Annotated in this window: 16 protein-coding genes and 1 riboswitch; of the genes, 4 read left to right on the forward strand and 12 right to left on the reverse strand. The window is 65.6% G+C overall.

Going from position 1 to position 20,949, the window contains the following annotated elements; genetic code table 11:
• Nucleotides 1-332 precede the first annotated feature (332 nt).
• From glxR to gcl, 3 genes are all read right to left on the reverse strand, one after another.
• On the reverse strand, nt 333-1,223 hold the full coding sequence (gene glxR / locus J2S75_RS15170; protein ID WP_307020858.1) for a 2-hydroxy-3-oxopropionate reductase: 891 nt from the start codon (nt 1,221-1,223) through the stop codon (nt 333-335).
• A 49-nt stretch (nt 1,224-1,272) separates the two neighbouring features.
• Complete coding sequence (gene otnI / locus J2S75_RS15175; RefSeq protein ID WP_307020860.1) at nt 1,273-2,058, reverse strand: 2-oxo-tetronate isomerase; 786 nt, start codon at nt 2,056-2,058, stop codon at nt 1,273-1,275.
• 176 nt (nt 2,059-2,234) lie between these two features.
• On the reverse strand, nt 2,235-3,998 hold the full coding sequence (gene gcl / locus J2S75_RS15180) for a glyoxylate carboligase (RefSeq protein WP_307020862.1): 1,764 nt from the start codon (nt 3,996-3,998) through the stop codon (nt 2,235-2,237).
• A 384-nt stretch (nt 3,999-4,382) separates the two neighbouring features.
• Here gcl and J2S75_RS15185 point away from each other — a divergent pair, with 384 nt between their 5' ends.
• On the forward strand, nt 4,383-5,201 hold the full coding sequence (locus J2S75_RS15185) for an IclR family transcriptional regulator (protein WP_244450747.1): 819 nt from the start codon (nt 4,383-4,385) through the stop codon (nt 5,199-5,201).
• 210 nt (nt 5,202-5,411) lie between these two features.
• Here J2S75_RS15185 and frc (J2S75_RS15190) read toward each other — a convergent pair whose 3' ends face one another.
• From frc (J2S75_RS15190) to J2S75_RS15215, 6 genes are all read right to left on the reverse strand, one after another.
• On the reverse strand, nt 5,412-6,662 hold the full coding sequence (gene frc / locus J2S75_RS15190; RefSeq protein WP_144344254.1) for a formyl-CoA transferase: 1,251 nt from the start codon (nt 6,660-6,662) through the stop codon (nt 5,412-5,414).
• 329 nt (nt 6,663-6,991) lie between these two features.
• A complete protein-coding gene (frc, locus tag J2S75_RS15195; protein ID WP_307020865.1) occupies nt 6,992-8,269 on the reverse strand; it encodes a formyl-CoA transferase in 1,278 nt (425 codons plus the stop codon).
• 103 nt (nt 8,270-8,372) lie between these two features.
• Nucleotides 8,373-10,112 (reverse strand): oxalyl-CoA decarboxylase, encoded by a 1,740-nt coding sequence (gene oxc, locus J2S75_RS15200; RefSeq protein WP_307020866.1) that lies wholly within the window; start codon nt 10,110-10,112, stop codon nt 8,373-8,375.
• A 43-nt stretch (nt 10,113-10,155) separates the two neighbouring features.
• The gene (locus tag J2S75_RS15205; protein ID WP_307020868.1) at nt 10,156-10,881 is read right to left on the reverse strand and encodes a GntR family transcriptional regulator; all 726 of its coding nucleotides are present in this window, start codon (nt 10,879-10,881) and stop codon (nt 10,156-10,158) included.
• Between the two features lie 432 nt (nt 10,882-11,313).
• Nucleotides 11,314-11,994 carry a GntR family transcriptional regulator gene (locus tag J2S75_RS15210; protein ID WP_307021318.1) on the reverse strand — a complete coding sequence of 227 codons (681 nt, stop codon included), beginning with the start codon at nt 11,992-11,994 and terminating at the stop codon, nt 11,314-11,316.
• 35 nt (nt 11,995-12,029) lie between these two features.
• On the reverse strand, nt 12,030-12,185 hold the full coding sequence (locus J2S75_RS15215; RefSeq protein WP_307020870.1) for a hypothetical protein: 156 nt from the start codon (nt 12,183-12,185) through the stop codon (nt 12,030-12,032).
• Between the two features lie 365 nt (nt 12,186-12,550).
• On the opposite strand from J2S75_RS15215, the gene oxlT (J2S75_RS15220) reads away from it, so the two are divergent.
• Nucleotides 12,551-13,855 carry an oxalate/formate MFS antiporter gene (gene oxlT, locus J2S75_RS15220; protein WP_307020872.1) on the forward strand — a complete coding sequence of 435 codons (1,305 nt, stop codon included), beginning with the start codon at nt 12,551-12,553 and terminating at the stop codon, nt 13,853-13,855.
• Nucleotides 13,856-14,579: 724 nt separating this feature from the next.
• Nucleotides 14,580-15,839, forward strand: a complete 1,260-nt coding sequence (gene oxlT, locus J2S75_RS15225) for an oxalate/formate MFS antiporter (RefSeq protein ID WP_307021320.1) — start codon at nt 14,580-14,582, stop codon at nt 15,837-15,839.
• A 96-nt stretch (nt 15,840-15,935) separates the two neighbouring features.
• Here the strand turns inward: oxlT (J2S75_RS15225) and J2S75_RS15230 are convergent, their stop codons facing one another.
• Both J2S75_RS15230 and thiC read right to left on the reverse strand, forming a co-directional pair.
• Nucleotides 15,936-16,373 carry an NUDIX hydrolase gene (locus J2S75_RS15230; protein ID WP_307020873.1) on the reverse strand — a complete coding sequence of 146 codons (438 nt, stop codon included), beginning with the start codon at nt 16,371-16,373 and terminating at the stop codon, nt 15,936-15,938.
• Between the two features lie 54 nt (nt 16,374-16,427).
• Nucleotides 16,428-18,260, reverse strand: a complete 1,833-nt coding sequence (thiC, locus tag J2S75_RS15235) for a phosphomethylpyrimidine synthase ThiC (RefSeq protein WP_307020875.1) — start codon at nt 18,258-18,260, stop codon at nt 16,428-16,430.
• 94 nt (nt 18,261-18,354) lie between these two features.
• Nucleotides 18,355-18,482: riboswitch (TPP riboswitch) on the reverse strand.
• 119 nt (nt 18,483-18,601) lie between these two features.
• On the opposite strand from thiC, the gene J2S75_RS15240 reads away from it, so the two are divergent.
• Complete coding sequence (locus J2S75_RS15240) at nt 18,602-19,837, forward strand: lytic murein transglycosylase (RefSeq protein WP_307020877.1); 1,236 nt, start codon at nt 18,602-18,604, stop codon at nt 19,835-19,837.
• 124 nt (nt 19,838-19,961) lie between these two features.
• Here J2S75_RS15240 and J2S75_RS15245 read toward each other — a convergent pair whose 3' ends face one another.
• Nucleotides 19,962-20,849 (reverse strand): cation diffusion facilitator family transporter, encoded by an 888-nt coding sequence (locus J2S75_RS15245; RefSeq protein WP_307020879.1) that lies wholly within the window; start codon nt 20,847-20,849, stop codon nt 19,962-19,964.
• Nucleotides 20,850-20,949: the final 100 nt, after the last annotated feature.

Raw genomic sequence — 20,949 nt, forward strand, 5'->3', positions numbered from 1 at the left:
CCGGACTTGTTTGGTATTTTGTATGCCATGATTAGGTGCAATGAGCCCCTAGTCAAGAGCGAAGGCACGGGCGTGATAAAACGTCGCGCATGTTTAGCCGCTTCGCTTATCCCAGCGGGGCGTGTTTGCGACGTGTCACTTAAGTTACTTCGCGAAGGACCGGCTTGTCCACGGTGTATAGGCCAGAACAATTGTCTGAATGAATACGCAAAAGACGTCGCGGGGCGTCGGATTTCACTAGCCGGACAGCAATGCTTACTTTTCTCGTCAGAAACAGTTCGGGGGCGCCAAGCGCCCCCGAAGGTCGTTTTGAATTATGAATTCAGATACGCTCAGGCGTCCGGCGCGACGGTGTGATTGGCCATCAGTTCCAGGGCCTTGACGAGGGCCGAGTGGTCCCAGGCCGAGCCGCCATTGGCGGCGCAGGTGCTGAACAGCTGCTGCGCCAGAGCGGTGGAGGGCAGGGCCATCTGCATCTGGCGCGCGCCGTTGAGGGCGAGGTTCAGATCCTTCTGGTGCAGCTCGATGCGGAAGCCCGGGTTGAAGGTGCGGTTGATCATCCGCTCGCCATGGACTTCCAGAATGCGCGAATTGGCGAAGCCGCCCATCAGCGCCTGGCGCACCTTGGCCGGGTCCGCCCCCGCCTTGGAGGCGAAGAGCAGCGCCTCGCCGACGGCGAGGATGTTCAGCGCGACGATGATCTGGTTCGCCACCTTGGTGGTCTGGCCGTCGCCATTGCCGCCGACGAGGGTGATGTTCTTGCCCATCTTCTCGAACAGCGGCTTCACCGTCTCGAACGCCTTCTCCGGGCCGCCGACCATGATGGTGAGCGAGGCCGCCTTGGCGCCGACCTCGCCGCCCGAGACCGGGGCGTCGAGATAGTCGCAGCCGAGTTCGTTGATCTTCTTGGCGAACTCCTTGGTCTCGACCGGGGCGATCGAGGACATGTCGACCACGATCTTGCCCGGGGTGAGGCCGGCGGCGATGCCGTTCTCGCCGAACAGGGCGGCGTTCACATGCGGGGTGTCCGGCACCATGGTGATGATGATGTCGGCGTTCTTGGCGACTTCGGAGCCGCTGGCGCAGGCCACGCCGCCCTTGCCGGTCAGCTCGGCCGGAACCGGCTTGACGTCGTAGAGATAGAGCGTGTGGCCGGCGTCGATGAGATGACCGGCCATGGGCGCGCCCATGATGCCGAGACCGACAAATCCAACATTCGCCATCGTCTTATCCTCGTTTTCCCAGACGTTTCGTTTCTTGACCGGTGCAGCCTCACGCCGCGCCGGTGAGTTCCTTCAGCCAGCCGAGGCCGGCGGCCGTTTCGCCCTTCGGCTTGTATTCGCAGCCGACCCAGCCCTCGTAGCCGATGGCGTCGAGATGGCGGAACAGGAAGGGGTAGTTGATCTCGCCGGTGCCGGGCTCGTTGCGGCCGGGATTGTCGGCAAGCTGGATATGCGCGATCTGGGACAGGTTCGCCTCGATGGTGCGGGCGAGATCCCCTTCCATGATCTGCATGTGGTAGATGTCGTACTGGATGAAGAGATTGTCGGAACCGACCTCTTCGATGATCGCCTTCGCCTGCTTGGTATAGTTCAGGAAGAAGCCGGGAATGTCGCGGGTGTTGATCGGTTCGATCAGCAGCTTGAGACCGGCTTCCTTGATCTTCGGCGCGGCGAACTTGAGATTGTTGACGAAGGTGTTGTGCAGCAGCTCGCGGTCCGCCCCGGCGGGCACGATGCCGGCGAGGATGTTGACCTGCGGGCAGCCGAGCGCCGTGGCGTAGTCGATCGCCTTGTCGACGCCGGCGCGGAACTCGTCCACGCGCTCGGGCAGGATGGCGATGCCGCGCTCGCCCGCGCCCCAATTGCCGGCGGGGAGATTGTGCAGCACCTGCTTCAGGTTGTTGGCCTTCAGCTTGGCGACCAGTTCCTCGACCGGGAAGTCGTAGGGGAACAGGTATTCAACGCCGGTGAAGCCGGCGGCGGCGGCCTTCTCGAAACGATCGAGGAAGGGCACCTCGTTGAACAGCATGGTGAGATTGGCGGCAAAACGGGGCATGGACCGCTCCTAGGGCAGGACGTTTCTGGGGCTTTGGCATCCGCCGGGCGGCGGCATGCCTTTAGCTTTATGGGCGCAGTTGCCGTCGATGGCATGAATGCGCACGCGGCGGAAGCGCACGGCTCCCGCCAATAGGCAAGGGGGCGCGGGCGCGGACCACCCGGCGCCCGGCCGGCTCACGCCTTGGCGGCGTCTTCCAGCGGCAGGTCGAGGACCTCCTCGAACTCGTTCACCGCGTCGATCTCGGTGCCCATGGCGATGTTGGTGACGCGCTCGAGGATGAACTCCATCACGACCGGAACCTGGTGCTCCTTCATCAGTGCCTTGGCCTTGACGAAGGCGTCCTTGAATTCGTTCGGCGAGGAGACGCGCACCGCCTTGCAGCCGAGGCCCTCCGCCACCGCCACGTGATCGACGCCATAGCCGGCATTCTCGTCGGCATTGATGTTGTCGAAGGCGAGCGAGACCTCGAAGTCCATGTTGAAGCCGCGCTGCGCCTGGCGGATCAGCCCGAGATAGGAGTTGTTCACCACCACATGGATGTAGGGCAGCTTGTGCTGGGCGCCCACCGCCAGTTCCTCGATGAGGAACTGGAAGTCATAGTCGCCCGAGAGCGCCACGATTTCCGCATCCGGGTCCGCCGCGCGCACGCCGAGCGCCGCCGGCAGGGTCCAGCCGAGCGGGCCGGCCTGGCCGCAATTGATCCAGTTGCGCGGCTTGTAGACGTGCAGCATCTGCGCGCCGGCGATCTGGCTGAGGCCGATGGTGGAAACGTAGCGCGTGTCGCGGCCGAACGCCTCGTTCATCTCCTCATAGACGCGCTGCGGCTTCAGCGGCACATTGTCGAAATGCGTCTTGCGCAGCATGGTCTTCTTGCGGTCGAGGCATTCCTTGGCCCAGGCGGAGCGGTCCTTCAGCTTGCCGGCAGCCTTATATTCCTTCGCCACCTCGATGAAGAGGTCGAGCGCCGCGCCGGCATCGGAGACGATGCCGAGATCCGGGCCGAACACGCGGCCGATCTGGGTCGGCTCGATGTCGACGTGAATGAACGTGCGGCCCTTGGTGTAGACATCGACCGAGCCGGTGTGGCGGTTCGCCCAGCGATTGCCGATGCCGAACACGAAGTCCGAGGCCAGCATGTTGGCATTGCCGTAGCGGTGCGAGGTCTGCAGGCCGCACATGCCGGCCATCAGGTCGTGATCGTCAGGAATCGTGCCCCAGCCCATCAGGGTCGGGATGACGGGCACGCCGGTCAGCTCGGCGAACTCGACCAGCTTGTCGGAAGCGTCCGCATTGATGATGCCGCCGCCGGAGACGATGAGCGGGCGCTCGGCCTCGTTCAGCATGGCGATGGCCTTCTCGGCCTGCTTGCGCGTCGCCTTGGGCTTGTAGACCTCGAGCGGGGAATAGGTCTCCTCGTCGAACTCGATCTCGGCGAGCTGCACGTCGATCGGCAGGTCGATCAGCACCGGGCCGGGACGGCCGGAGCGCATGACGTGGAACGCCTGCTGGAACACCATCGGCACCAGCGCCGGCTCGCGGACCATGACCGCCCATTTGGCGACCGGCTTGGCGATGGATTCGATGTCCACCGCCTGGAAGTCTTCCTTGTAGAGGCGGGCGCGCGGGGCCTGGCCGGTGATGCACAGGATCGGGATCGAATCGGCGGAGGCCGAATAGAGGCCGGTGATCATGTCGGTGCCGGCCGGGCCGGAGGTGCCGATGCACACGCCGATATTGCCGGCCTTGGCGCGGGTGTAGCCTTCGGCCATGTGCGAGGCGGCCTCGACATGGCGGGCGAGCACGTGGCGCGTCTGGCCATAGGCGCGCATCGCGGAATAGAGCGGATTGATCGCGGCACCGGGAACGCCGAAGGCGGTGGTGACGCCTTCCATTGCGAGAATCCGGATCGCCGCATCGACGGCACGCATCTTGGCCATGGCACTTCCTCCTCGCGTCGCAGGTCCGGCGGGGGCTCGCCCCTTGAAGGGGCTGGCGGCGCCCGGCACCGGCCTGTTCGACCTGTTCAAAACACTTGTCCGGCACCGCACGGCGCCGCCTTGCGCAGGGGTCGCGGAACCCGGGCGCATGCTGCGGGGCGGCATCATTCTTTCCGCACTGCGGAATGAATTTCCGAAATCGCGGAAAACATGCCACGGCGGAGCTATTTCCGCAATACGGGATATATTTCTGGTTTGCGAAAAATGTGAGGATGCGCCTTTATGCGGGGAGGCGGCGCCGCCGGCCGATGGCATAGGCTGTGACGCGTAGGCAGCGGGGCCGGGCGGTGCGATGGTGTGCTCCCTTTCGGAGGTGATCTGCGGATGAATCAGGATGTTCCGACCGTGCGCCGCCGCGGCCGCCCTTCCTCCGCGACCGGCACCGAGGGCGGGGGCGAGGTGCAGTCGCTCGACCGCGCCATCGCGCTCTTGGAAGTGCTGGCGCTGTCCGACGGGCTGACGCTGAGCGAGGTGGCGCGCGCCGCCGAGCTGCCGACCTCCACCGTGCACCGCCTGCTGACCACGCTGGAGCGGCGCGGCCTTGTCGGCCATGACGCGGCGACCGGGCTGTGGATGGTCGGCATCGGCCTGTTCCGCGTCGGCTCGGCCTATTTGCGCATCCGCAAGCTGCCCGAGATCGCCCGCGCGCTGCTGCGCGAACTCTCCCACGGGGTGAACGAGACGGTGAACCTGTCGCTGATCGAGGGGCCGCATCTCGTCTGCGTGGCGCAGGTGGAAAGCCACGCGGCGGTGCGGGCCTTCTTCCGCATCGGCGGCGATCTGCCGATCCACGCCTCGGGCGGCGGCAAGGCCATTCTCTCGGCGATGAACCCGGAGGCGCGGCGCGCCTGGCTTGGCGGCGACCAGCTGCAGCGCTTCACCGAGCACACCCATATCAGCCGCCGCGCCCTGCAGGCCGACCTCGCCGAGATTGCCGAGCGCGGCTTCTCCATCGACGATGAGGAGCACACGCCCGGCATGCGCTGCGTGGCGGCGGCGGTGCTGGACGAATGGCGCGAGCCGGTGGGGGCGATCTCGATCTCCGCGCCGACCGTGCGCATGCCGCCCGAGCGCATCGCCGATCTCGGCTCCCGTGTGCGCGAGGCGGCGCGGCGGCTGACGACGCAGTATTCGGGGCGCTAGCGTGCAAAAAAAAGCCGGCGCTCAGCGCGCCGGCGTTAGTCGCCTAGGAGGAACCGAACGTTGGGTGAACCCTTCGTCCTGCTCCGGGAGGCTCGTGGGCTTTTCCCTCTCCGCCGCATCTGCCGCGCGGCGTGAAAAGGGGCCGATAGGTCCGCGCCGGTGAGCGCGGGACGGAGCGGCGCCGCGCGCCGCTCCGCAGGCCACGGGCGATCAGACCGCCTTGGCGTCGTGCATCGCGGCGATTTCTTCCTGCGAATAGCCGAGCTGGGCGAGCACTTCGTTGGTGTGCTGGCCGAGCAGCGGCGAGGCGGTGACCTCGACTTCCACGTCCGAGAACTTGATCGGCGAGCCGACGGTCAGGTACTTGCCGAGCTTGGGGTGATCGACCTCGACCACGGTGCCGCTCTTGCGCAGCGACGGGTCGTTGGCGATTTCCTTCATCGACAGCACCGGAGCGCAGGGGATGTCGAACTTGCGCAGGATGTCGATGGCTTCGAACTTCGTCTTGTCGGCGAGCCAGGACTCGATGAAGGCGAAGATGTCGAAGATCTTGTCCTGACGGGCCTCGGCGGTGTTGTAGGCCGGATCGTCGATCCACTCCGGCTTGCCCAGCGCCTTGCAGATCGGCGCCCAGGCATGGCCCTGAATGGTGAAGTAGATATAGGCGTTCGGGTCGGTCTCCCAGCCCTTGCACTTCAGCACCCAGCCCGGCTGACCGCCGCCGCCGGCATTGCCGCCGCGCGGAACGACATCCGAGAACTCGCCATGCGGGTACTGCGGATATTCTTCGAGATAGCCGAGGGCGTCGAGGCGCTGCTGGTCGCGCAGCTTGACGCGGCAGAGGTTGAGCACCGAATCCTGCATCGACACGGCGACCTTCTGGCCCTTGCCGGTCTTGATCTTCTGATGCAGCGCCGTGAGGATGCCGATGGCGAGGTGCATGCCGGTGTTGGAATCGCCGAGGGCGGCGGCCGACACGGTCGGAGGGCCATCCCAGAAGCCGGTGGTGGAGGCGGCGCCGCCCGCGCACTGCGCGACGTTCTCGTAGACCTTCAGGTCCTCATAGGCGTGGCCTTCCGAGAAGCCCTTCACCGAAGCGAGGATCATGCCCGGGTTGAGCGACTGGATGTGCTCCCAGGTGAAGCCCATGCGGTCGAGCGCGCCGGGGCCGAAATTCTCGACCATCACGTCCGACTCCTTGATCAGCTTGGTCAGGACTTCCTTGCCCTGCGCCGTCTTGGTGTCGAGGGTGAGCGAACGCTTGTTGGAGTTCAGCATGGTGAAGTACAGCGCGTCGGCGTCCTTGACATGACGCAGCTGCGAGCGCGTGACATCGCCCGCGCCGGGGCGCTCGACCTTGATCACGTCGGCGCCGAACCAGGCAAGAAGCTGCGTGCAGGCCGGACCGGCCTGAACGTGCGTGAAATCGATGATCTTAATACCTTCGAGGGGCTTAGACATTGTAGTCGACTTCCCTTTTCGCGTTAACAGTCCGGACGGAGGCTCACCCTGCCGCCGGATTGAGGCCTCCATCCCGCGGATGAAGGCTTTCGTCTCCCCATGCTCCCCGGTGCTGTTCAGCGCCGGCGGGCATCTCCCAGGGGGTGATCGACTTCGGAACGATTCACGACTTCTTTTCGTCCACCCTGGCCTCACATCCCGCCGGTCGCCGCGCCTTGGGCGGCCTTCCGGCGGAATGTCTCGTTGCGGACAAGTCGCGGTCGCCCGCGCCATGCCCGTATCGTCACGCGACGCCTCCCGCCGCCGGGAGGCGCGTCAGATGCGCAAGCTCACTCGGCCGCCAGCGCCACGGGGGCGCCGACCGCGCCGGAGGCCTTGATGCGCTCGATCTCGTCGCCGCCGAGGCCGAGAACCTCGGCGAGGATTTCCTCGGTGTGCTCGCCCAGCAGCGGCGAACGCTCGACCGCGACATCATTGTCCGACAGCTTGATCGGGTTGCCGACGGTCAGATACTTGCCGCGCGTGGGGTGGTCGATCTCCACCAGCGTTCCGGTCGCGTAGAGCGACTCGTCCTCGGCGATCTCCTTCATCGAGAGCACCGGGCCGCAGGGAATGTCGACCTTGTTGAGGATTTCCATCGCTTCGAACTTGGTGTGGGCCATGGTCCACGATTCGATGCGGTGGAAGATCTCGTTGAGATGCGGCAGGCGGGCCGCCGGCGTGGCGTAGTTCGGATCGGTCTTCCACTCCGGCTCGCCGATGACGTCGCAGATCTTCCCCCAGACCGGGGCCTGGGTGATGAAATAGATGTAGGCGTTGGGATCGGTCTCCCAGCCCTTGCACTTCAGGATGCGGCCGGGCTGACCGCCGCCGGAATCATTGCCGGCGCGGGGCACGGTGTCGCCGAAGGGGAAGCCCTCGCCGAACTGGCTGTATTCGCGCAGCGGGCCGCGATCGAGGCGCTGCTGGTCGCGCATCTTCACGCGGCAGAAATTCAGCACCGCGTCCTGCATGGCGCAGAGCACCTTCTGGCCACGGCCGGTCAGGGTGCGCTGGTAGAGCGCGGTGACGATTCCGAGGGCGAGGTGCAGGCCGGTGCCGGAATCGCCGATCTGCGCGGCGGTGACAAGCGGCAGCCCGTCGCGGAAACCCGTGGTCGAGGCGGAACCGCCGGTGCACTGGGCGACATTCTCATAGACCTTGCAGTCCTCGAACGGGCCGGGGCCGAAGCCCTTCACTGAAGCGAGGATGATGCGGGGGTTCAGCTCCTGGATGCGTTCCCAGCTGAAGCCCATGCGGTCGAGCGCGCCCGGCGCGAAATTCTCGACCATCACGTCGCAGATCTTCACCAGTTCCTCGAGGACCTTCTTGCCCTCGGGATTCTTGGTGTCGAGCGTGATGGAGCGCTTGTTGGAGTTCAGCATCGTGAAGTAGAGGCTGTCCGCATTGGGGACATCGCGCAGCTGGGCGCGGGTGACATCACCTTCGCCCGGGCGCTCTACCTTGATCACATCGGCCCCGAACCACGCGAGAAGCTGCGTGCAGGTGGGGCCGGACTGAACATGGGTGAAATCGAGGACGCGAACGCCGTCCAATGCCTTGCCCATGGGGTTCCTCTCAAGATGACCCGGCTTTTCGCCGTTGTGTCGTTGTTACTTAGGGAATGGGACGGGTGGGGATATTGCCGCTCCCCACCCGTCCCGGTTTGACTTACTTCTTCTTCACAACGCTCTGCGGGTTCAGGCTGCCGATATTGCCGCTCTCGCTGCCGGCGGCCGGATCGATCACGGCGTTGATGAGGGTCGGCTTGCCGCTGTCCATCGCCTCGTCCACGGCGCGCTTGAGCTCGTCCGGGGTGGTGACGTGGACGCCGACGCCGCCGAAGGCTTCCATCATCTTGTCGTAGCGCGAGTCCGCGACGAAGACGGTGGTGCCGGGATCGCGGCCGGTCGGGTCGGTGTCGGTGCCGCGATAGATGCCGTTATTGTTGAAGATAACGACGCAGACCGGCAGGTTGTAGCGGCAGATCGTTTCCACCTCCATGCCGGAGAAGCCGAAGGCCGAGTCGCCCTCGACCGCCAGGACCGGCTTGCCGGTTTCCACGGCGGCGGCGATGGCGAAGCCCATGCCGATGCCCATCACGCCCCAGGTGCCGACATCCAGGCGTTTGCGCGGCTGGTACATGTCGATGACGCCGCGGGCGAGGTCGAGCGTGTTGGCGCCTTCATTGACCAGGATCGCGTCGGGACGCTCCTTGATCACCTGCTTGAGCGCACCCAGAGCCGAGTGGAAGTCCATCGGCGTCGAGTTCTTCAGCAGCCGCTGGGACATCTTGGAGATGTTGACTTCCTTGCGGGCGTTGATCGCGCCGATCCACTCCTGCGAGGGGGCGGTCCAGCCGGACTTGATGCCCTCGTTCAGGGCCTCGATCACCGAGCCGATGTCGCCGACGAGCGGCGCCGCGATCTCGACGTTCGAGTCCATTTCCTTGGGCTCAATGTCGATCTGGATGAACTTCTTCGGGGCATCGCCCCAGGTCTTGCCCTTGCCGTGCGAGAGCAGCCAGTTGAGGCGGGCGCCGACGAGGACGACCACGTCGGAATCCTTCAGCACCGTCGAGCGGGCGGCGCCGGCCGAGAGCGGATGGGTGTCGGGCAGCAGGCCCTTGGCCATCGACATCGGCAGGAAGGGGATGCCGGAGGTCTCGATGAAGGAGCGGATCGCCTCGTCGGCCTGCGCGTAGGCCGCGCCCTTGCCAAGGATGACGAGCGGCTTCTTCGCCGACTTCAGCACGTCGAGCGCGCGGGTGACCGCGGCCGGGGAGGGGAGCTGCGCCGGGGCGGCGTCGATCACCTTGACCAGCGACTTGGCGCCGGCGTCGGCGTCCATCACCTGCGAGAACAGCTTGGCCGGCAGGTCGAGATACACGCCGCCGGGACGGCCGGAGACCGCCGCGCGGATGGCGCGGGCGACGCCGATGCCGATATCGGCCGCATGCAGCACGCGGAACGCGGCCTTGCAGAGCGGCTTGGCAATGGCGAGCTGGTCCATTTCCTCATAGTCGCCCTGCTGGAGGTCGACGATCTCGCGCTCGGAGGAGCCGGAGATGAGGATCATGGGGAAGCAGTTGGTGGTGGCGTTCGCCAGGGCGGTGAGGCCGTTGAGGAAGCCCGGCGCCGAAACGGTGAGGCACACGCCCGGCTTCTTGGTCAGAAAGCCGGCGATGGCGGCGGCGTTGCCGGCGTTCTGCTCATGGCGGAACGAGATCACGCGGATGCCTTCGGCCTGCGCCATGCGGCCGAGGTCCGTGATCGGAATCCCGGGCACGCCGTAGATGGTGTCGATATCGTTCAGTTTGAGCGCATCGATGACCAGGTGGAAGCCGTCGGTGAGCTCCTGTTCGGTCTCGGTGGCGGCATTCACGTCAATAACCTGTGCGACTGCGGACATCCCGTATTCCCTCCCAAACGTCCTTCGGCGGGTTCATGCCGCCCTAATCTAGGTCTACGTGGTTCTCGACATGCTCAGCGAGCCGGAGCGTGTGGTCGCGCACCAAACGCTCGGCGCGGTCCGCGTCCCGCGCCTCGAGAGCAAGAATGATCTCCAGATGGTCGGAGGCCGAACGCTGCGCCCGGTCCATCTCGAAGATCGTGCGGTGGCGGATGGCCCGTACATGGAAGAACAGGTTTTCCGTCATCGCCACGAGCAGCTCAGAGCCGCTCAGCCGGATCAGCGCCTGGTGAAACGCGATATTCGCACTCGAATATTCGTCGCACCGGTCGCGCTCGATCCGCGCCAGATCGAACTTCTTGAACAACGTCCTCAGCTCGGCGATCGCCTCGTCGCTTGCGCGCTGCGTGGCAAGGCGGGCCGCCATGCTTTCGAGCGCCGCCCAGGCCTCGATCATCTGGATGATCTCGGCCTTGGAACGGCGAACCACCATAATTCCCCGCCGGGGCACGGCGCGGAGCAGGCCTTCCTGCTCCAGCATCGCGACCGCCTCGCGGATCGGCGTCCGGCTTGCGCCGAGACGCTCGGAAATATCCCGCTCGTCGAGCAGCATCGGCTCGCTCGAGCCGTAAATATTCATGTGCGTGATAGCTTCCTTGAGAGCGGCGTAGGCCTTGCTCTTGAAGCTCTCCTTGGCCGGCAGGCGTTCGATGGTCAGGCCATTCTCACCGCTTTGCCAGGGCTTGCTCTCAACGGCTTTGCTGCTCACGGAAGCGTCCTCTGCGGAAAACCCACAGTGGATTTCCGAAAAAGTGGCATACCAAATACCAACATGTCAATTCGCTTGTCCCCGCTGCGGGAACCCCTCCGGCTCCTTTTCCTCACGCGTGCCGCGCGCTTTCTCAGCTCCACCTGCCCCTGGGGAAGAGTGCCGGAACGCGCTTGCGTATGCAATATACCACGGGTGAATGCGGCTGGCGAGAGTGTCTGAACACTTTGCTGCGCTGCGCAGTCAAAAGTTCGCCAGAGGTAACAAAGCGGGGCGCCTGACGGTGGAGATCGGGGCGCGCAAGCTCGGCGGGCGGTGCGGAAAGCCCTTTGGCTGTCAGCGCTTCTGCACGCGTGCTGCGCCCGTATGCCAAGGCGGCGCACCGGCCGCTCGCGAAGCGGCAGGCGCCTGTGCGCCGCACCATGCCTGATGTCAGGAGGGGAAGCGGCCGTGCTTCTCCACATGGGCGGCGAGGCCCAGCGTGTGCTCGCGCACGAGTCGTTCGGCGAGGTCGGCATCGCGGGCGACCAGCGCGGCGATGATGGCGCGGTGCTCCTGCAGCGAGCGCTCCGAGCGGTTTTCCTGCCGCACCGAGACGGCGCGGATGCCGCGAATATGGATGAACAGGTTTTCCGTCACCTCGCCGATCATGGCGCAGCCGCCGAGGCGGATGATGGTCTGGTGGAAGCGGATATTGGCGTTCGAGTACTCGTTCATGTGCTCGGCCGGCGCCTCGGCCTCGAAGTCATGGAACATGTCGCGCAGTTCCGTAAGGTCGCGGTCGCTGGCGCGGCTGGTCGCCAGCCGGGCGGCCATGCTCTCCAGCGCCGCCCAGACGATGATCATGTCGATGATCTCGCGCTTGGACTTGCGCACGACGAAGATGCCCCGCCGCGGCACGGAGCGCACGAAGCCTTCCTGTTCGAGAACCGTCAGCGCCTCGCGGATCGGCGTGCGACTGACGCCGAGATCGTGCGAGAGCTGGCGCTCATCGAGCCGGATCTCGCTCTCCTGCCCATACATGTCCATCTCGGTGATGGCCTTCTTGATGGCGTCATAAGCCAGCGTGCGAAGGCTCGTATTGGCGGCGAGAGGCGCGATGTTCAGCCTCATCTGGGTGTCGGCGCTTTCCACGGGCGGTTTCCTCGTCAGTTGATCGGTATCTTGTTCTTGTTGTTGTCCGTCGCAGCGTGGCTGCGGCGCGGCCGGCTTTGGCGGCCTTCACGCGACCCTGTCCTGTCATTGGCGATTCTGTGGCGGATCAAGGCATCGTGAGCATCGTATAACACATACAGAATGTCCATGCGGGAGGCCCCTTACCGGCGCGCTGGGCTCCCCGCGCCGGCCTCTCCCTGCGTTTCCGGCCGGGCCCTTCCGCATCTCGCACGCACGCCTCGCCGGTCCGCGGGAGTGTTGCGCACCCGTTTCAAGAGCTGACGCTGCGTAATAATGGGCAAGTATTCCCTATGGGAATATGCCGTTACGTCACTCTGCGTTCTGCACATGGACTGTGTTCGTGGTATGCAAAATTTTGCATTACCCAAATTTCATAGTATGGTCGTTTCAATGGCTGATTGATGACCCGCCCGGATGGGCGTGCGTAGCGGGCATTCAACAAGAAAATAGAAAATAGTCAGTCGGTTTACGTTGGGAAACGTTCGAGGACAACATGACATCTGACGCAACGGCATCCATCAATAAAAAGCGCTGGCTGCAGCTGGTGTTCGGCGTGATCTGCATGTGCATGATCGCCAACATGCAGTATGGCTGGACCTTCTTCGTCAATCCGATGCAGGAAGCCCATGGCTGGGATCGCGCCGCGATCCAGGTGGCGTTCTCCATCTTCATCGTCACCGAAACCTGGCTCGTGCCGGTCGAAGGCTGGTTCGTCGACAAGTACGGCCCGCGCGTCGTGGTGCTGTTCGGCGGGCTGCTGTGCGGCGTTGCCTGGGTGATCAACTCCTATGCCGACACGCTGACCCTGCTCTATGTCGGCGCCGCCCTCGGCGGTATCGGCGCCGGCGCGGTGTACGGCACCTGCGTGGGCAACTCGCTCAAGTGGTTCCCGGATCGTCGCGGTCTCGCCGCCGGCATCACTGCCGCCGGCTTCGGCGCGGGCTCGGCTCTGACCGTGATTCCGATCCAGAACATGATCAAGAATCAGGGCTACGAGGCCGCCTTCTTCTATTTCGGCGTCGGCCAGGGCGTGGTGATCACGCTGCTCGCCCTCTTCCTCGCCGCCCCGAAGAAGGAGCAGATCGCCGCCTTCGCCGCCAAGGCGGTGGCCAAGCTCTCCCAGTCGGCCCGCGATTTCGCGCCGAAGGAAATGCTCTCCACCCCGCTGTTCTGGGTGATGTACGCGATGTTCGTCATGATGGCCGCCGGCGGCCTCATGGCGACCGCCCAGCTCGGCCCGATCGCCAAGGATTTCGGCATCGCCGACATTCCGGTGAGCCTGATCGGCATCACCCTGCCGGCGCTGACCTTCGCCGCCGCGATCGACCGCGTGCTCAACGGCCTGACCCGTCCGTTCTTCGGCTGGGTGTCGGACCAGATCGGCCGCGAGAACACCATGTTCGTGGCCTTCGCCATCGAGGGCGTCGGCATCTATGCGCTGAGCGTGCTCGGCCATAACCCGGTGCTGTTCGTCATCCTCACCGGCCTCGTCTTCTTCGCCTGGGGCGAGATCTACTCGCTGTTCCCGGCCATGTGCGGCGACGCCTTCGGCTCGAAGTTCGCCACCACCAATGCCGGCCTGCTCTACACCGCCAAGGGCACTGCGGCGCTGATCGTGCCGTTCACCTCCATCATCACCACCATGACCGGCAGCTGGCATGCGGTGTTCATCACCGCCGCGGCGCTCAACATCATCGCCGCCGTAATGGCGCTGGTGGTGCTGAAGCCGCTCGCCTCCGCCCATGGGCGCCGCGCGGCAGCGCAGGCGGCCGCGTCGAAGGTGGTGGCGGCCGAGTAAGCCGCCCCCTCCTTCCCTGGCCTTCTTTCAGGGCCCGTCTCCGGACGGGCCCTTTTTCTTTTCCGGAGCACCGGAAGCGGGGGCGCGCCTGCCCTTTATTGGCGGCAAGATTGACAGCATTCCAATTGTAAACTGGCGGCGAAAAGGGGATGCGAAGCGTGCGCTTTCGTGTCGTCGTCCGGGGATCCGTGTCACGCGACGTGACAACGCAAAGTCACCATTCCCGAACGTTCCTGATATTCAACTTTTATCTGAATTTGAACTGACGCAGCGGCGTCGCACGACAACGATGTGACATCTATTAATATCCGTCGCCAGACCAAGTGAAAAGTGTTCGGTATCTTTAGCCTTACGGAACGGTTGGCGAGTCATAAAAGCCAATTGGCATACATAATATTGTCGATTATGATCCTTGCTCAGCGGGTCGGTTCCGCAACCCTGCGGCAGGGCGTCTCCGAGGTGTCGGAACGCGGCGTCAGGGGCGGATACCGCGCAACCTTTGAGAACGAGATGCCGCACGAGCGGCCGTCGCGGGGGCGACGCAGAAAGCGCCCCCGGGACCAACGACAAGCCGGCGCCCGGGCCCCACAGGCAACGGAGCGACCGCAACAAAAAAGCCGATCCGCGGCATTTATCGATTTGGGAGAGGAGATCGCCCTTGAATACGACCAAGACTCTGGCGGCTGTCGGGCCGGGCCAGGATTTCTCTGAGAGCCGCCGCTGGATGCAGCTGGTCGTCGGCGTGGTCTGCATGATCGCGACCGCCAACATCCAGTATGCCTGGACCCTGTTCGTCCCTGAAATTCAGCAGACCTTCGGCTGGGAGCGCGCCTCGATCCAGGTGGCGTTCACCATCTTCGTGCTGGTGCAGACCTGGCTGGCGCCGATCGAAGGCTACTTCATCGACAAGTTCGGCCCCCGCCTGATGGTCGCCTTCGGCGCGCTGTTCATCGGCACCGCCTGGGTCATCAACTCGCAGGCCACCAGCCTGATGGGCTTCTATGTCGGCGCGGCCATTGGCGGCATCGGCGTCGGCTCCATCTACGCCACCTGCATCAACAACGCGCTGAAGTGGTTCCCGGATCGACGCGGCCTCGCCGTCGGCCTCACCGCCGGTGGCTATGGCGCCGGCTCGGCCGCCACCATCCTGCCGATCGCGGCGATGATCGAATCCTCGGGCTTCCAGGAGACCTTCTTCTTCTTCGGCGTGCTGCAGGGCGGTCTCGCCTTCATCGCGGCGTGGTTCCTGCGTTCGCCGAAGGCGGGCGAGGTCAAGGCCTCCACCAAGCTCAACCAGAGCCGCCGCGACTACACCCTCAAGGAAGCGCTGAACACCAAGCTGTTCTGGCTGATGCTGGTCATGTTCACCTGCGTCGTCACCGGCGGCATGATGGCCGTGGCGCAGCTGGGCGTGATCGCGCAGGACCTCGGCGTGAAGGAGTTCGAGGTCAACCTGTACTTCTTCACCATGGCCGCCCTGCCGCTGGCCCTGATGCTCGACCGCGTCATGAACGGCATTTCGCGTCCGCTGTTCGGCTGGATTTCCGACCATATCGGCCGTGAGAAGACCATGGTCATCGCCTTCTCGCTCGAAGGCATGGGCATCATCGCGCTCGGCTATTTCGGCCACAATCCGTGGGCGTTCCTCATCCTCTCCGGCGTCGTCTTCCTCGCCTGGGGTGAAGTCTACTCGCTGTTCTCGGCGCTGGCCGGCGACGCCTTCGGCACCAAGCACATCGCGAAGATCTATGGCGTGCTCTACTGCGCCAAGGGCATCGGCGCGCTGTTCGTTCCGATCGGCAACCTGCTGATGGAAGCGACCGGCACCTGGTCGACCGTGCTCTACACCGTCGCCGCCATGGACCTGTTCGCCGCCTTCCTGGCGATCACCCTGCTGCCGCGCACGCTGAAGTCGCATGTCGCGCAGTCCGCCGCGATGGGCCCTTCGGTGGACAAGACCGCGACCGCCTCGGCGCATGCCTGATCCGCTTGCCGTCCCGGCCGGCAAACACCGCCCGGGACGCAACGGAACGACCTTGGATAAGGGGCCCTCGCGGGCCCCTTTTTCGTTGCGGAGTTCTCAGTCGGCGCTCGCCGCAGCAAGGGCGAGGTCCGCGAGATACTCGACCTTCAGGCTGGCGGCGGGGCCGAGGCGGGCGAGTTCCGCCCGGTCGAACCAGCGCGCTTCCAGCGCGTCGTCGGCGGCGACGGCCTCGCCCGCCTGCCAGCGGCACAGCACGGCGATCATCGCGAAATGATGGGCGAGGGCCCCGGACGCCTCGTGCTCGATGAAGTCCAGCACGGTGACGAGGCGCGGGTCTTCGGCGAGAAGGCCGGTTTCCTCGTGAAGCTCGCGCAGCGCCGCGTCGAGATAGGTCTCGCCCGGCTCCACCCGGCCACCGGGAAAGCCCCACAGCCCCTGGTCGGGCGGGTTGGCGCGGCGCACCAGCAGAACCTCACCCCCGCGCTCGACGAGAGCGAGCACGGCGACGGTGGGGCGGACAGGGGGCGGCGTCATGCAGCGAGGGCTCCCGGTTGAGAACGCGGCCGGGAAAGCCCGGCCGCGCCAAAACTACTCTGCCGCTGTGACATCGCGATAGAGCTGGCCGCCGCCGTCGCGGAAGCGGGCGGCCATGTCCTCCATGCCCTGCGCGGCCTCTTCCGCCTGCCGGGCGCTGTCGCGGATTTCGTCGCGAATATCCTGGCTGATCTTCATCGAGCAGAATTTCGGCCCGCACATGGAGCAGAAATGCGCCAGCTTGTGTGCCTCCTTCGGCAGCGTCTCGTCATGGAAGGCGAGGGCGGTGTCGGGGTCGAGGGCGAGGTTGAACTGGTCCTGCCAGCGGAACTCGAAGCGTGCCCGCGACAGCGCATCGTCCCAGGCCCGCGCCAGCGGGTGCCCCTTGGCGAGGTCGGCGGCGTGAGCGGCGATCTTGTAGGTGATCACGCCGGTTTTCACGTCGTCGCGGTTGGGCAGGCCGAGATGCTCCTTCGGCGTGACGTAGCAGAGCATGGCGGTGCCGAACCAGCCGATCATCGCCGCGCCGATGGCGCTGGTGATGTGGTCATAACCCGGCGCGATGTCGGTGGTCAGCGGCCCGAGCGTGTAGAAGGGCGCTTCGCCGCAGGTGGCGAGCTGCTTGTCCATATTGGCCTTGATCTTGTGCATCGGCACATGGCCGGGGCCCTCGATCATCACCTGGCAGTCCCGCGCCCAGGCGATCTGCGTCAGTTCGCCCAGCGTCTCCAGCTCGGCGAATTGCGCCGCGTCATTGGCGTCGGCGATGGAGCCGGGCCGCAGCCCGTCGCCGAGCGAGAAGGTGACGTCATAGGCGCGCATGATCTCGCAGATCTCGGCGAATCGTTCATAGAGAAAGCTCTCGCGGTGATGGGCGAGGCACCATTTCGCCATGATGGAGCCGCCGCGCGAGACGATGCCGGTGACGCGGTTGGCGGTGAGCGGCACATGGGCAAGGCGCACGCCGGCATGGATGGTGAAATAGTCCACGCCCTGCTCGGCCTGCTCGATCAGCGTGTCGCGAAACACCTCCCAGGTCAGGTCCTCGGCGATGCCGCCGACCTTCTCCAGCGCCTGGTAGATGGGCACGGTGCCGATCGGCACGGGCGCGTTCCGCACGATCCAGTCGCGAATGTTGTGGATATTCCGACCGGTGGAGAGGTCCATCACCGTGTCGGCGCCCCAGCGGATGGCCCACACCATCTTGTCCACCTCGTCGGCGACCGAGGAGGTGACGGCGGAATTGCCGATATTGGCGTTGATCTTGACCAGGAAATTGCGGCCGATCGCCATCGGCTCCAATTCGCCATGGTTGATATTGGCGGGGATGACGGCGCGCCCGCGCGCCACCTCGTCGCGCACGAATTCCGGCGTGACGACATCGGGGATGGCGGCGCCGAAATCCTCGCCGTCGCGAATGATGTCGCGCAGGCGATCGCGCAGGCCATTCTCGCGCAGCGCGACATATTCCATCTCCGCCGTGACGATGCCGGCGCGGGCATAGGCCATCTGCGTCACCGCGCCGGACCGGGCGCGCAGCGGGCGGTGGCGCAGCGGAAAGGGGGCGACGAGCCGGTCGGCCGGGACATAGCCGTTATCCTCCGGCTTCACCGCGCGCCCGTCATAGGCCTCTATATCTCCACGCGCACGCACCCAGGCGTCACGCGGGCGCGCGAGGCCCGCCGCGATGTCGATGGTGGCGTCCGCGTCGGTATAGGGGCCGGAAGCGTCATAGACCGCGAGATTGGGCTCGCCGGCCGAGGGGTGCAGCAGGATTTCGCGGAACGGCACGCGGAAGCCGCGCACGGGGCATTCGGCATAGATGCGGCGCGAGCCGGGAATGGGACCGGTGGCGACGCTGAGGTTGTCGGGGGATGTGGTCGACATGCTGGATCTCCTGAACCATGGGTTGGGGAGATCCGGGCGTATGACGTTGGGGAAGGATGGCGGCGCGGGACGCGGCCTGAACCCGCGCGTGGCGACGCCATTCGGTTCCGATCCCTTCGCCGGCATGACCCGGATCAGGTTCGAAGGGTCATCGCGTTGCGGTGCCTTGCGGCACGGCCGGCGCTCTCTCAGCCCCCTAGCGGGGCTCCCCTTGGAACGGGTCGATCTTCGGTGAAACGGGAGCCGGGGTCAATCGGCCTGAACCGTCACCCTGCCGCTGCCGTATTCCTGTAGAATGGCTGACGGCGAGACGATTGCAGAACGACATGTCGGGGAGTGCCATGCGCCGCTGGAAGAGTTCGATCGGCCGTTTGGCCGCACTGGTGGCGCTGGCCGCGCCTTTGGCCTTCTCGACCGCCGCCTCGGCGCAGGAGAATTGCGGGCGCAGCGGCGCCGGCTTCGACGCCTGGCTCGCCGGCTTCAAGCAGCAGGCGGTGGCGGAAGGGGTGTCGCCGCGCACGGTTGCGGCGGCGCTCAACGGCATGACCTATGCTCCCGACATCGTCGGCACCGATCGCGGGCAGAAGGTGTTCGGCCAGAGCTTCTTCCAGTTCTCCGACCGCATGGTGGCGAATTATCGCATCCAGCAGGGCCGGCAGAAGATCCAGGCCAATCCCGATCTGTTCAGCCGCATCGAACAGCGATTCGGCGTGCCGGGCGCGGTGCTGGTGGCGTTCTGGGGGTTGGAAACCGATTTCGGCGCGGTCATGGGCGACAAGCCGACCATCCGCTCCGTCGCCACGCTGGCCTGGGACTGCCGGCGGTCGGAGATGTTCCGCACCCAGCTGATGGCGGCGCTGAAGATCATCGACCGCGGCGACCTCACCGTGCAGACGATGCGCGGGCCGTGGGCGGGGGAACTCGGGCAGTTCCAGTTCCTTCCCGATCACTATCTCAATTACGGCATCGATTTCGACGGCGACGGGCGGGTCGATCTCATCCGCTCGGCGCCGGACGCGCTGGCCTCGGCGGCCAATTACATCAAGGCGCTGGGCTGGAAGGCCGGCCAGCCCTGGCTGGAAGAGGTGCGGGTGCCGCCGAACCTGCCCTGGGACCAGGCGGATCTGTCGATCAAGATTCCCCGCTCGCAATGGGCGCGCATGGGCGTGGTGCGGGCCGGCGGCGGCCAGCTTCCCGCCGACCAGCTTCCCGCCTCGCTGCTGTTGCCGATGGGGCGCAACGGCCCGGCCTTCCTCGTTTATCCCAATTTCGACGTGTTCACCGAGTGGAACAACTCGCTGACCTACGCCACGTCCGCCGCCTATCTTGCCTCGCGCGTCGCCGGGGCGGGGCCGTTCAACCGGGGGCAGGGGGATAAGATCCCCGTGCTGTCCATGGCCGAGGTGAAGGACCTGCAGACACTGCTCAACGCGCGCGGGCACCATGTGGGCCGGGTCGACGGCATTGTCGGGGCGGCGACGCGGCAGGCGATCAAGGTCGAGCAGATGCGGCTCGGCCTGCCGGCCGACTCCTATCCGACGCCGGAGCTGGTGGCGGCGCTGCGCGCGGGCCGGTGAGGAGACCGGAGAGGGGCGTTCGTCATCCCGGACGGCCGACAGGCCGATCCGGGATCGCGTGCCGTCAGCGGATGGCGCCCCCGGCTCTCGCTTCGCTCGGCCGGGATGTCGGCGTGTCGCGGCCCTAGAGAACCGGCACGCCCTGCTGCTTGGCCTTCACTTCCGGCTCGACATGGATGTTGACGAGGATATCGGCAACCTCCGCTTCCAGCGCGTCCTCGATACGGTCGCAGATGGCGTGGGCTTCGCTCACCGGCATGTCGCCGGGCACGACGAGGTGAAAGTCGACGAAGGTCATCCGCCCGGCCTGGCGGGTGCGCAAATCATGCGCCTCGATGGCGCCGGTGGCCTCGGCGGCGATGCGCTTGCGGATGCGCTCCAGCGTCTCCGCCGGCACGGCCTGATCCATCAGCCCGCCGACGCTCTCCTTCAGTACCGACCAGCCCGACCAGAGGATGTTGACCGCGACGAGGCCGGCGAGGACGAGATCGAGCTTGTCCCAACCGGACAGCACCGCGAGCACCACGCCGAGCAGCACGCCGGCCGAGGACAGCACATCGGTGAACAGATGCCGCCCGTCGGCCGCCAGAGCGGGGGAGCGCGCGCGCCGTCCCTCGCGGATCAGCACCGCGCACCAGATGCCGTTGATGACCGTCGCGGCGGCGTTGATCGCCAGACCCTGCGGCGAGGCGTCGAAGCTGTGCGGTTCCAGCCAGCCGAGATAGACCTCGCGCAGGATCGAGATCGCCGCCACCACGATCAGCACGCCGACGATGACGGCGGAAAAATACTCCGCCTTGGCATAGCCATAGGGATGGGCGGCATCGGCCGGCTTGGCGCTGACCCGCAGCGCCAGCACCGCCGTGATGGCCGTCGCCACATTGACGATGCTCTCCAGCGCGTCCGAATACAGCGCGACGCTGCCGGTGAGCAGGAAGGCGAGATATTTCAGCCCCAGCACGGCGAGGCTGACGCCGACATTGATCAAGGCGATCCGCGAGGAGATGGTCATCGGCGCAAACCCGTTCCGGCGCCGCGCGCCCGCTGCCGCAGCGCTTAGTCGGTCAGAGGGCGGAAATCAAGCAAGCGCAAGGGTTTGCAAGTCGTTCGCA

It is taken from the genome of Ancylobacter polymorphus, assembly GCF_030813495.1.
GTDB classification, from domain to species: domain Bacteria; phylum Pseudomonadota; class Alphaproteobacteria; order Rhizobiales; family Xanthobacteraceae; genus Ancylobacter; species Ancylobacter polymorphus.

Excerpts from the sequence above, each read along its gene's own strand:
- oxlT (WP_307020872.1), top strand. The coding sequence starts at position 12,551 with ATGACATCTGACGCAACGGCATCCATCAATAAAAAGCGCTGGCTGCAG.
- gcl (WP_307020862.1), bottom strand. The coding sequence starts at position 3,998 with ATGGCCAAGATGCGTGCCGTCGATGCGGCGATCCGGATTCTCGCAATG.
- J2S75_RS15210 (WP_307021318.1), bottom strand. The coding sequence starts at position 11,994 with ATGAGGCTGAACATCGCGCCTCTCGCCGCCAATACGAGCCTTCGCACG.
- frc (WP_144344254.1), bottom strand. The coding sequence starts at position 6,662 with ATGTCTAAGCCCCTCGAAGGTATTAAGATCATCGATTTCACGCACGTT.
- frc (WP_307020865.1), bottom strand. The coding sequence starts at position 8,269 with ATGGGCAAGGCATTGGACGGCGTTCGCGTCCTCGATTTCACCCATGTT.
- otnI (WP_307020860.1), bottom strand. The coding sequence starts at position 2,058 with ATGCCCCGTTTTGCCGCCAATCTCACCATGCTGTTCAACGAGGTGCCC.
- J2S75_RS15245 (WP_307020879.1), bottom strand. The coding sequence starts at position 20,849 with ATGACCATCTCCTCGCGGATCGCCTTGATCAATGTCGGCGTCAGCCTC.
- oxlT (WP_307021320.1), top strand. The coding sequence starts at position 14,580 with ATGCAGCTGGTCGTCGGCGTGGTCTGCATGATCGCGACCGCCAACATC.
- oxc (WP_307020866.1), bottom strand. The coding sequence starts at position 10,112 with ATGTCCGCAGTCGCACAGGTTATTGACGTGAATGCCGCCACCGAGACC.
- J2S75_RS15230 (WP_307020873.1), bottom strand. The coding sequence starts at position 16,373 with ATGACGCCGCCCCCTGTCCGCCCCACCGTCGCCGTGCTCGCTCTCGTC.
- J2S75_RS15185 (WP_244450747.1), top strand. The coding sequence starts at position 4,383 with ATGAATCAGGATGTTCCGACCGTGCGCCGCCGCGGCCGCCCTTCCTCC.
- glxR (WP_307020858.1), bottom strand. The coding sequence starts at position 1,223 with ATGGCGAATGTTGGATTTGTCGGTCTCGGCATCATGGGCGCGCCCATG.
- J2S75_RS15215 (WP_307020870.1), bottom strand. The coding sequence starts at position 12,185 with ATGGACATTCTGTATGTGTTATACGATGCTCACGATGCCTTGATCCGC.
- J2S75_RS15240 (WP_307020877.1), top strand. The coding sequence starts at position 18,602 with ATGCGCCGCTGGAAGAGTTCGATCGGCCGTTTGGCCGCACTGGTGGCG.
- thiC (WP_307020875.1), bottom strand. The coding sequence starts at position 18,260 with ATGTCGACCACATCCCCCGACAACCTCAGCGTCGCCACCGGTCCCATT.